Origin of the sequence: Pseudonocardia sp. EV170527-09 (assembly GCF_008369905.1) — a bacterium.
Classification (GTDB): Bacteria; Actinomycetota; Actinomycetes; order Mycobacteriales; family Pseudonocardiaceae; genus Pseudonocardia.
The window spans coordinates 1-10,397 of record NZ_VRMC01000129.1; the positions used below are offsets into that span (position 1 = coordinate 1).

Sequence of the window (10,397 nt, forward strand, 5' to 3'; positions counted from 1 at the left end):
GTCCGAGCGCGAGGGCATTTCCCCAGCGAGCAGGCCGCGATGAAATGTCTGTACCTTGTCACCCGCAGCCTCGTCACCCGCAGCCTCGACCCGACCGGACGAGGCCACACCCGATGGATGATGCGCTGGAAGCCAGTCCTCAACGCCTTCGCCATCACTTTCGGTGACCGCTGGCCGGGCGCCGAGCACTACTGACAACATCGCCGGAACCACCGTTCTCGTTACAGACCCCCTGCCAGGATCGCGGGCCCCACGAGTGGTCGCGCAGGCCGTGGCCGCCGACCGCGGTCTCGACCCCGTCGACCACGATCCGGCCCTGCACCGACAGCGGCTGCTCGTAGTGGTTGGGGGCGAAGGAGCCCCCGTCGGTGTCGAAGCTGTGGTCGAACACGGGCGCGATGCCGTGCACCGCCAGCTCGACGACGGCCTCGACCGTCGGGCTGCCGCCCAGCGCCGTGCGCGGGTCGTCCATCGCCGCCGGATCGGCGACGAGCGTGAGCGGCCCGGCGTAGGAGACGTCGAGGTGTCGCAAGGGTTCGCGGACACGGAAGGCCATCCCGGCGCTGTCGAACGCCTCGTTCGACGTCACCTCGGGGCGGGCGTAGGAGAAGCCGAGGCTGCCATCGGGGAGGAACAGGCAGACGGTGACCTCGCCCCGTCCTTCGTTGGGCCGGTTCGCGATCCGCAGGAAGCCGCCGAGGCGCGCCACCGGGTCGTTGAAGTGCACGTACATGGACTCGTTGAAGTGGGGCTCGGGCCCAACCGGGTGGGTGTAGTCGTCCTCGGGGCGCACGGTGTCCTCTCCGCGTCTCGGGTGGCGGTTCAGCGGCCCAGCAGGCGCAGTGCCCCGTCGAGCAGGTGCTCGACGGAGTCCTGCAGCGAATGCAGGTCGAGGGCCCCGTGCTCGCCCATGCTCCCGGAGCGTCGGCGGACGAGGACCCCTGCAGCAGGGTCGCGGCCTTCCAGTGGGTGAAGGCGCAGTAGTGGTCGAGGTCGCCGACGTCCAGGCCGGTGCGGGCGGCGTAGGCGTCGACGATCTCGGAGCGGGCGGCGAACCCGCCCGCACGGGTGGGACGGGGGATGACGATCGCGGGCTCCTGCGGGGAGCGCCAGTCGTCGAGCAGCCACGCCAGGTCGGCCAGCGGGTCGCCGAGGGTGCAGAGCTCCCAGTCGAGCACGGCGGTGATCCGGCCGTCCCGCACGAGCAGGTTGGACAGCCGGTAGTCGCCGTGGGTGATCACCGTGCGCTGCTGACGAGGCACCGAGGCGGTGATGCGACGGCGGCACTCCTCCCACGCGGGGGTCGCCGCGGAGCCCTCCCCCCACGCCGCCCAGTTCCGGACGGTCCGGGCGGTCTGGCGTTCCAGGAAGCCCGTCGGACGGCCGAGTCCCTGCAGACCGACGGCGGCCGGGTCGAGCGCGTGCAGGCGGGCGAGCACCTCGACCGTCTCGACCGACAGCTCCCGTCGCTGGCGCGGGGTGCAGGCCGAGGCGTCGGACTCGTCGACCAGTGGGGCGCCCGGCGACCGGTCCATGACGTAGAACGGGCCGTCGATCCCCCCGGCGTCGGTCCCCTCGGCGACCACCGTCGGCACCGGCACGCCCGACCCGACGAGGGCGCGCAGGACACGGGCCTCACGGTGCACGTCGTGCGATCCGGCAGGGGCGCCGGCGGGCGGGTGGCGCAGGACCCACTCCCGCCCGTCGGCGTCGGTGACCACCGAGGTGATGTTGGACTGACCCGCGCCGACGCGGACGAGCCGCAACGGCGGGGTGAGCCCGGGGACCCGGTCGCCGAGCCAGCCCGTGAACGCCGGCGGGGCCGGGGGCGCCGTCACGCCGCACCCTGGCACGGGCTGTCCGGCCGTGATCCGTCGGGACGGGGCATCACCGGGACTCCTCACCGCGACGTTGCGTGGGCCGGGGAACGGCCGGACGTTCGCAGATTAGAATCCGAATTAGAAAGATGCAACCCGGGCTCCGGTCCGCCGACCCGGCCGGATCTACTCTGGATCGGTGACCGACCGACCGCGGGGACGCCCACGGGACCGCTCCAAGGACGTCGCGGTGCTGGAGGCGACGGTCCGACTGCTGGCCGCCGAGGGCCTGGCCCGGATGACCATGGACCGGGTGGCCGCCGAGGCCGGGGTGTCGAAGGTGACCGTCTACACCCGCTGGCGCAGCCGCTCCGAGCTGCTCGCCGCAGCGCTGCAGCATCTGCAGGTCGACCACGTGCCGCCGTCGACCGGTGTACTGCGCGAGGATCTCGTGGCCCACCTCGACGCCATGCGGCGCCAGTACGACGACGTCGGCGGGATGGCCGTCGTCGGCAACTGCCTGGCCGACGAGCCGGTCTCCGGCGAGCTGCTCGCTACGATCCGGCGGAGCACGCTGCTGCCCCGCCGGGCGGGCATCGCCGCCGTGCTCCGGGCCGGGGTCGAACGCGGCGACCTCGACCCCACTGTCGACGTCGAACGGCTGGTCAGCACCCTGGTCGGGAACCTTTACGCGGACCACCTCGCCGGCCGCGACCTCGACGACGCCTGGGCGGCCGACGTCGTCGACGCCGTCCTGCCGGGTTTCCTCCCCCGCTCCTGACGCGCCGCATCCGGACCGGGACACATCGCCTCCGGATCGCCGCGCCCCTTGACCCGGCACACCCGTCGCCGCACATTCATGAACGAGTGAGTTCAGAAACGTCGTCGACGGAGAGGGCGGACGCGTCGTGGAGTTCCTGCGCAACACCTGGTACCTGGTGGCCTGGTCGGGCGAGCTGACCCCGGACACGATGCTGTCGCGGACGGTGCTCGAACGGCCGCTGCTGCTCACCCGCGACGCCGACGGCCGACCGGTCGCCCTCGACGACCGCTGCCCGCACCGGTTCGCGCCCTTGTCGCGCGGCCGCTTCGACGGCCGGACGATCACCTGCGGCTACCACGGCCTGGAGTTCGACACCTCGGGTGCGTGCGTGCGCAACCCGCACGGCGCCGGGGTGGTCCCGCGCGCCGCAGCGGTCACCGCACACACCGTGGTGGAGCGGCACGGTGCGGTCTGGTGGTGGGCAGGTGACCGGGAGCCCGATCACGGTCTGCTGCCCGACTTCGGCACCCTCGACGCCGAGGACACCACGACCCGGCGCGACCACCTGGTCATGGACGTGCCGTACGACCTGATCGTCGACAACCTGCTCGACTGCAGCCACACCAGCTTCCTGCACGACGGGATCCTCGGGAACAGCGCCATGCTGGACACCGCGACGACCGTGCGGCAGGACGGCGACACGGTCAACGTCGTGCGGGAGTCCGCGTCGGTGCCTCCCCCCGGCATGTTCGACATGCTGTTCCACGACGACGGCGCCCCGGTCGACACCTGGACCGACTTCCGGTGGAACGCGCCGTCGCACCTGCTGCTCGACGTCGGCGTCACGACGCCGGGACGGCCTCGTTCCGAGGGCGTCGGCTACCTCGGCACCCACATCCTCACCCCGGAGACCGCGAGCACCACGCACTACTTCACGACGGCGTCGCGCTGGGGCGTGCGGCCGGGCACCGAGACCCCGCAGATGCGGCTGAAGATCTCCGACCTGCGCCGGTTCGCGTTCGAGGAGCAGGACGAGCCGATGATCCGTGCGCAGCACGCGACGATCGCCGCGTTCGCCCGCTGCGAGGACACCGCGCCGGAGCCGGTGCTGCTGGAGACCGACTCCGGCGTCGTGCGCTGGCGGCGGATCATGGACCGGCTGATCGCCGAGGACCGGGGCCCGGCGCCCCGACCCCGGTGGACCCCGGCCGTCGTCGCCGGGATCACCGAGGCCGCGGTGGGCATCCGGGTGCTGCACCTCGCCGCCGCCGACGGGAGCCCGCTGCCCCCGGGCGAGCCGGGCGGCCACGTCGACCTGCGGCTCGCCGGCGGCCTCGTCCGCCAGTACTCGCTGTGCGACGACTCCCGCGACGGCCGCTACACGCTGGCCGTCCAGCGCGAGGAGCCGTCCCGGGGCGGTTCGGCCGCGGTACACGCACTGCGGCCCGGCGACCCGGTCGCCGTCTCCGCACCCCGCAACACCTTCCCGCTCGCCGCCGGGGCGACCCGGCACGTGCTCGTCGCGGGTGGCATCGGGATCACCCCCCTGATCGCCATGCTGCGGGCGCTGCGCGCCGCCGGCGAGTCGGTCGAGCTGCACCACTTCGCCCGCTCGGAGGCGCACCTGCCGTTCCTCGACGAGCTGGCTGCCGACCCCGCCACCATCCACCACCTGGGGCTCGACCCGGCCGGCACCGGTGCCGTCCTCGACCGGGTGCTGGCCTCGCCGGGAGCCGGGGACCACGTCTACGTCTGCGGTCCGGCCGGTCTGATCGACGCGGTCCACGACCGGGCCCGGGCGCACGGCTGGCCGGCGGGCACGGTGCACGACGAGCGCTTCGTCGCCACCGGGACCGCCCCGGCGGGCGCCCGGCGGTTCAAGGCCGTGCTCGGGCGCAGCGGGCGGACCGTCGAGGTCGACGAGGACCACACCCTGCTGGAGGCGCTCACCGCCGCCGGGGTCGACGTGCCCTCCTCCTGTGGACAGGGCATCTGCGGTACCTGCGTGACACCGGTGCTCGGGGGTGCGGTCGACCATCGCGACACCTACCTGACCGACGACGAGCGGGCCGCCGGGGACCGGCTCTGCGTGTGTGTCTCCCGGGCCGCGGGGTCCGAGGTGCAGTTGGACCTGTGACGTCGCGGCGCGACCCGGGCACGGGTCAGCCGGCCCGTCTCGGCATCGCGCCGGAGACGGGCCGGCCGTCCGGTCCCGGGCGGCTCGGCGGATCCGTCCGGAGGACTCCTGGGCGACCGTCAGGCACTCAGCTCCGGGAGGTCCTCGTAACGCCACTCCCCGCCCGCGGCCGCCCCCGCCTCGTCACGCTCGCGGGCCCGCAGCTCCACGCGGCGGATCTTGCCGGAGATCGTCTTCGGCAGCTCGAAGAACTCGATGCGCCGCACCCGCAGGTAGGGCGCGAGGTGGTCCCGGGCGTGGGCGAAGATCGCGACCGCCGTCTCCCGGGTCGGCTCGTGGCCGTGGGCGAGCGCGATGTAGGCCTTCGGCACGGCGAGCCGCACCGGGTCGGGCTGCGGGACCACGGCGGCCTCCAGCACCGCCGGGTGCTCGACGAGCACGCTCTCCAGCTCGAACGGCGAGATCTTGTAGTCGCTGGCCTTGAACACGTCGTCGGTGCGGCCGACGTAGAACAGGTAGCCGTCGGAGTCGCGGGTCGCGGTGTCGCCGGTGTGGTAGAAGCCGCCTGCCATGGCGTCGGCGGTCTTCTCCGGCATGTCCAGGTACCCGACCATCAGGCTGGTGGGACGCCGGGCGAGGTCGATGCAGATCTCACCCTCGGTGTCGGAGACCTCGCCGGTGAGCTCGTCGACCAGCACCACCGGCACACCGGGCAACGGGCGGCCCATCGACCCGGGCTTCACGACGGAGCCGGGCGTGTTGCCCACCGACGCCGTCGTCTCGGTCTGGCCGAACCCGTCGCGCAGGGTCAGTCCCCACTGCGCCCGGACCTGCTCGATGATCTCCGGGTTGAGCGGCTCGCCCGCCGCGATGACCTCGCGCAGCGAGCCGGGCCCGCCGGACAGATCGGCCTTGATCAGCATCCGCCACACCGTCGGCGGCGCGCAGAACGTGGTGACGCCCTTGTCCCGGATCTGGGCGAGCAGCGACGCCGCGTCGAAGCGGCCGTAGTTGTAGAGGAAGATCGTCGCCCCGGCGATCCACGGGGCGAAGAAGCAGCTCCACGCGTGCTTGGCCCAGCCCGGCGAGCTGATGTTGAGGTGCACGTCGCCAGGGGTGATGCCCAGCCAGTACATCGTGGACAGATGTCCGACCGGGTACGACGCCTGGGTGTGCTCGACCAGCTTCGGCCGGCTGGTGGTGCCGGAGGTGAAGTACAGCAGCAGCCGGTCGTCGGCGGTGGTGCCCGGGTGCTCGACGGGTGCGTCGTCCACGTCGCGGGAGTCGGCGAGGTCCAGCCAGCCCTCGGCGGTGCCGCCGACCGAGATCGCGGTGCGCCCGTCGAGGAGTCCGTCGAACTTGCCCGTGCAGGACGCGTCGGCGATCACGAACCGGGCGCCACCGCGCTCCAGCCGGTCCGGCAGGTCGACGGCGCCGAGCGCGGTGGTCGTCGGCATGATCACCGCGCCGAGCTTCATCACCGCGAGCATCGACTCCCACAGCTCGACGCGGTTGCCCAGCATGACCAGCACGCTGTCCCCGCGCCCGACCCCGTGCGATGCCAGCCAGCGGGCCACCTGGTTGGAGCGGCGGCGCAGCTCGTCGAAGGTCCAGGCGCCCTCGGCGCCGTCCTCCTCCACGATGCGCAGCGCGGTCCGCGTCTCCCCGTCGGCGATCACGTCGAACCAGTCGTGCGCCCACTGGAACGCGCCGTCGAACTGCGGCCAGGTGAAGTCGGCGACGGCCTTCTCGTGCTCGCCGTGCAGCGCGACGAGCCGGTCACGGGCGTCGCGGTAGATCTCGTGGTTGCCCATGGGTACGGACGTCCTCCGGGTCGGTGGGATGGGGCGGACCGCGGGTCGGGGCGGTCGCGGGCATCGCCTCGCTCAGAGGGGCACCGGGGCAGCGGTGGTGTGCATGCGGGGCTCCTCGTCGAGCGCGGCCGGGTCTCTCGGGGAACAGACTCTCCGCAGCTGCCCGGACGCCGCTACCAACCGAAGTCGGTAGTGGCGGGCGCCCGCTCCCGTCCGGGTGGACCAGCGCACTTCTCCACCGTCCGCGCCGGTGAGAAGCTGGGACACGACGGGCGGGCCGATGCCGCGCGGACGGACGGGAGGAGCACTCGTGCTGGACGACGACGCCGTCGCCCGGGCCCTGGACCGGGTCATGCCCCGGCGACTCCACGAGCTCAGCGCGACGACCGGCCTGCCGGTCGTGTTCGGCGGGACGACCCGGACCGTGGGTGACGGGCAGCAGCTGTCGATCAACCAGCTGATCGGCACCTTCGGTGACTCGTTGCGGCTGCTCAGCGTCCTGTCCGGACGCGGGCTCGGCGGCGCCGCGATGGCCCGCCGGATCCCGTGCCGGGTCAGCGACTACGCCTCGACCTCGGGGATCACCCACGACTACGACCACGTCGTCGTCGAGCACGAGCGGCTCGCGTCGATCCTGGCGTACCCGATCGTCGTCCGCGGCTCGGTCCGCGGCGTGATGTACGGGGCGATGCGCGAGCACGGGCCGATCGGCGACGTCGCGGTCCGCAACGCAGGCGTCATCGCCGCGAACATCGTCCGGGATGCCACGGCCCTGCTCGACCGGCACCCACCCCCGGCCGCCGCGGACACCGAGAGCCGGGCCGGCGCGCTGCGGGAGCTCGCCGCGCTCATCGAGACCACCGACGACCCGGAGCTGCGCGACCGGCTGAGCCGGATCCGGGACGGCCTGGCCGGGGCGCGTCCGACGGCGGGCCGGACGAGCGGGGAGGCTCCCGCCCTCTCGCCGCGGGAGATCGAGGCGCTGCAGCACGTCGCGGTGGGAGCGACCAACGCCGAGATCGCGGCGCAGCTCGGGATCACCGTGGGGACGGTCAAGGCTTACCTGCACAGCGCGATGCGCAAGCTCGACACCCGGAACCGGGCGCGGGCGGTCATCGCGGCCCGTGCGGCGGGGTTGATCTGACCACCTGACGGGCCGGTGAACCGACCCCGCCTCCGGTACGAACCCAGAGGCGGGGGTGACGCCGATGTACCTGTCCGCCGAACAGGTCCGTGCACTCGAACTACTCGACTCCCGGGACGCCGCCGTCGTGGAGGAGATCCACGCCGAGCGGTTCGCCGACGGTGTCGCCGAGATGAAGACCCGCTTCCGGCACCGCAGGGCGGGCCATACCGACGGCTGAGCAGCGGCCGCACACGCTCCGCTGCCCGGGGTCCGGATTCCGTCGCCCGTGACATTTTCCGGGCCTCGGATAATTCCGATCCGATTTTCTCCGAACCCCTGTGCTCCGGTCACCGAATACAGGGGCAGAGGTCGCCGGGAATCGCCCGTCGGTCGGTGCGATCCAAGGAGAACCACAATGCCGAATTCCGTACGCCGTGTGATCGGCCTGGCCACGGTCGGGCTGGTCGCCGCCGCGACGACCGCGCTGGGCGCCGGCGTCGCCTCCGCCCAGGAGAACCCGCCGCCGGTCGCGATGATCTCGAACCTGACCGGTGAGAGCACCTCGGTCGCGCTGGACAAGGGCTTCACCGACGCGCTGACCTCGCTCGACGTCACCCCCGGCCCGTTCGGGTCCGCCTCGATCGCCGACGGCGCCGCCTCGTTCCCGATCACCGGCGGCAACGTGACCGTCTACGAGCCGAACGAGGTGCTGCCCTACGTGCAGGGCCGGATCGAGCACATGGGCAGCGGGCTGACCCTGACCAAGGGCGACACCGAGGTCACGCTCGACAACTTCGTGATCGACCCGGGTGACCCCGCCGTGCTGACCGGCCGGGTCCGCGCCGGCGGCACGACCGTCGCCGAGTCGACCACCCTGTTCGACCTCAACGGCTCGACCCTGAAGCCGATCACGATCGACGGGTCGGCGGGCACCGCGACGCTGACCGGCACGACCGTGACGCTGAACGCCGGGGCCGCCGAGGCCCTGAACGGCGCCTTCGCGACCGACGCGCTCAAGGGCGGCACCACCATCGGCATCGCGACGATCGTCGTCAACACGACGAGCGGGACCATGCCGATGCCGCAGGGTGGCGTCGAGACCGGCGGTGGCAACACCTCCGGTACCGACACGGCGCTGGTCGTGACCGGCGTCGCGCTGCTCGCCGGTTCCGCGCTGGTGCTGGTCGTCCGCCGCCGCGGCGTCCGCGGGCACTGATCACACGCCGGGGGACGTCCGCACGGGCGGGCGGTGCCCCGGCTCCGGTCGTGGTCACCACGACGACCGGTACCCCTGCTCGACCCGGCACCGGAGCGTGAGAGATGACCGCACCACACCCGTCCCGCCGCCGGCGGCTGCTCGCCCCGCTGAGTGCTCTGCTGCTGGAGGTCGCGGGCGTGGTCGTGCTCGTGTCGACCCTGACCGCGGGTGGCCCCCCGGATCCGGTAGCCGCGGGGCCCGCGGGACCGGCCGTGGCCGGCACCGCTCCCGCGGGGGCCAGCCCGGTGGGCGAGGTGCTCCCGCCTTCCCCGCCCCGGTCGATCTCGATCCCGTCGATCGGGGTCGAGTCGGTCGTCGACCAGTCGGGTCTCGCACCCGACGGCACCCTCGAGGTCCCGGCCCCGGGCCCCGGCTACGACCGGGCGTCCTGGTACCGCGGGTCGTCGGCACCGGGCTTCCGCGGCCCGTCGGTGATCCTCGGCCACGTCGACTCGGCCACCGAGGGCCCGTCGGTGTTCTACGACCTCGGCCGGATGCGCCCGGGCGCGGAGGTCACCGTGACACGGGCCGACGGAATCGCCGCGACATTCCGCGTCGACGAGGTCCGCTCATTTCCCAAGAATGCATTTCCGACAGAATCCGTGTACGGCGACGTCGACCGCGCGGAACTGCGACTGATCACCTGTGGCGGCGACTTCGACTCGGCAGCACGAAGCTACCGGGACAACACCGTGGTGTTCGCCCATCTCGTCGGCAGCAACCGCGGCTGATCACGACGGCCAGCGCCGCCGGTGTGCTCGGTGACCGCGCGCCGCAGGCCGCCCCCGATCCGTTCGATCGTGGCGCCGCAGACCCCGGGGAGGCGACGGTCTGGTCCGCGATGCGCGGGAACTCGCCGTGCTGCTGCGCGGGATCCGCAGCGGGGACCTGGACGCGCTCCGCCGGTTGTACGACGGCACCGGGGCGCTGGCCTTCGGCATGTTGCACACCGCGTTGCAGGACCAGGATCGGACCGCGGACGGGAGCTGGCGGTCCTGCGCCGGAGATCAGCCACCGGGCGACATTCGCGAGCTTCCGCTCGTCGTCCGCGGCTCCGACAACCGGCGGGGCCGTCGTGTCTCCCGGCGCGCGCTGTGAAAGCTCGCCGGTCAGCTCTCGAGGTCTTCTGCCGGTCGGCGGGCGGACTGCCCGGACTTCGCTCGACCCGGTTTCCGTAGGTGGGTCAGGCCGTGACGCCGGGTATCGCGGCGCGGGTTCGAGAAGCACCGCGCCATGGAAGTGCGCCGGCAACAACACGGTGTCCCGGTCGCCGGCCATCCGGAGGGTTCGCCCGCCGTGAGGCCAGCACCACAGCCGGGTCGACCTCGAATGCCGTTGGTTGCCCGAGGCCGAGGACCTGCATCACCGGCGGCCCGATCGGCCATCCGTACGGCGCGCCCACACAACCGGTGTCGTAGAAGCGGTAGCCGGTGTCGGGGTCGATGTGGGCCGGTTCGAGGATGCCGATGTCGTGGTAGTGGC

Annotated in this window: 9 protein-coding genes and 3 pseudogenes; 8 read left to right on the forward strand and 4 right to left on the reverse strand. The window is 72.8% G+C overall.

Annotation, left to right across the window (positions count from 1 at the left end):
- Nucleotides 1–195, forward strand: a pseudogene (locus FVA95_RS26040) (IS256 family transposase); the annotation flags it as partial.
- Here the strand turns inward: FVA95_RS26040 and FVA95_RS33270 are convergent.
- Together FVA95_RS33270 and FVA95_RS34050 are read right to left on the reverse strand one after the other, a co-directional pair.
- Complete coding sequence (locus FVA95_RS33270) at nucleotides 155–793, reverse strand: hypothetical protein (protein ID WP_149666486.1); 639 nt, start codon at nucleotides 791–793, stop codon at nucleotides 155–157. The pseudogene FVA95_RS26040 and the gene FVA95_RS33270 sit on opposite strands and share 41 nt — an antisense overlap.
- Nucleotides 794–1,088: 295 nt before the next feature.
- Nucleotides 1,089–1,904: pseudogene (locus FVA95_RS34050) on the reverse strand (phosphotransferase family protein); the annotation flags it as partial.
- A 112-nt stretch (nucleotides 1,905–2,016) separates the two neighbouring features.
- On the opposite strand from FVA95_RS34050, the gene FVA95_RS26055 reads away from it, so the two are divergent.
- Together FVA95_RS26055 and FVA95_RS26060 are read left to right on the forward strand one after the other, a co-directional pair.
- Nucleotides 2,017–2,598 (forward strand): TetR/AcrR family transcriptional regulator, encoded by a 582-nt coding sequence (locus FVA95_RS26055; protein WP_240051741.1) that lies wholly within the window; start codon nucleotides 2,017–2,019, stop codon nucleotides 2,596–2,598.
- Nucleotides 2,599–2,725: 127 nt separating this feature from the next.
- The gene (locus tag FVA95_RS26060) at nucleotides 2,726–4,717 is read left to right on the forward strand and encodes a Rieske 2Fe-2S domain-containing protein (RefSeq protein WP_149666487.1); all 1,992 of its coding nucleotides are present in this window, start codon (nucleotides 2,726–2,728) and stop codon (nucleotides 4,715–4,717) included.
- A gap of 119 nt (nucleotides 4,718–4,836) precedes the next feature.
- Here FVA95_RS26060 and FVA95_RS26065 read toward each other — a convergent pair whose 3' ends face one another.
- Complete coding sequence (locus tag FVA95_RS26065) at nucleotides 4,837–6,531, reverse strand: AMP-binding protein (RefSeq protein ID WP_149666488.1); 1,695 nt, start codon at nucleotides 6,529–6,531, stop codon at nucleotides 4,837–4,839.
- A 310-nt stretch (nucleotides 6,532–6,841) separates the two neighbouring features.
- On the opposite strand from FVA95_RS26065, the gene FVA95_RS26070 reads away from it, so the two are divergent.
- The 5 genes from FVA95_RS26070 to FVA95_RS26085 all read left to right on the forward strand — a co-directional run bounded on the left by FVA95_RS26070 (nucleotide 6,842) and on the right by FVA95_RS26085 (nucleotide 10,013).
- On the forward strand, nucleotides 6,842–7,675 hold the full coding sequence (locus FVA95_RS26070; RefSeq protein ID WP_161992454.1) for a LuxR family transcriptional regulator: 834 nt from the start codon (nucleotides 6,842–6,844) through the stop codon (nucleotides 7,673–7,675).
- 64 nt (nucleotides 7,676–7,739) lie between these two features.
- Nucleotides 7,740–7,895: a hypothetical protein gene (locus FVA95_RS31060; RefSeq protein WP_161992455.1), complete on the forward strand. Its 156-nt coding sequence runs from the start codon at nucleotides 7,740–7,742 to the stop codon at nucleotides 7,893–7,895.
- A gap of 177 nt (nucleotides 7,896–8,072) precedes the next feature.
- The gene (locus FVA95_RS26075; RefSeq protein ID WP_149666490.1) at nucleotides 8,073–8,873 is read left to right on the forward strand and encodes a hypothetical protein; all 801 of its coding nucleotides are present in this window, start codon (nucleotides 8,073–8,075) and stop codon (nucleotides 8,871–8,873) included.
- A 104-nt stretch (nucleotides 8,874–8,977) separates the two neighbouring features.
- Nucleotides 8,978–9,646: a class F sortase gene (locus FVA95_RS26080; RefSeq protein ID WP_149666491.1), complete on the forward strand. Its 669-nt coding sequence runs from the start codon at nucleotides 8,978–8,980 to the stop codon at nucleotides 9,644–9,646.
- 127 nt (nucleotides 9,647–9,773) lie between these two features.
- Nucleotides 9,774–10,013, forward strand: a complete 240-nt coding sequence (locus tag FVA95_RS26085) for a hypothetical protein (protein WP_149666492.1) — start codon at nucleotides 9,774–9,776, stop codon at nucleotides 10,011–10,013.
- An 85-nt stretch (nucleotides 10,014–10,098) separates the two neighbouring features.
- Here the strand turns inward: FVA95_RS26085 and FVA95_RS31425 are convergent.
- Nucleotides 10,099–10,397, reverse strand: a pseudogene (locus tag FVA95_RS31425) (hypothetical protein); the annotation flags it as partial.

Coding starts and splice junctions, on each gene's coding strand:
- FVA95_RS26065 (WP_149666488.1), bottom strand. CDS start 6,531: ATGGGCAACCACGAGATCTACCGCGACGCCCGTGACCGGCTCGTCGCG.
- FVA95_RS31060 (WP_161992455.1), top strand. CDS start 7,740: ATGTACCTGTCCGCCGAACAGGTCCGTGCACTCGAACTACTCGACTCC.
- FVA95_RS26075 (WP_149666490.1), top strand. CDS start 8,073: ATGCCGAATTCCGTACGCCGTGTGATCGGCCTGGCCACGGTCGGGCTG.
- FVA95_RS26080 (WP_149666491.1), top strand. CDS start 8,978: ATGACCGCACCACACCCGTCCCGCCGCCGGCGGCTGCTCGCCCCGCTG.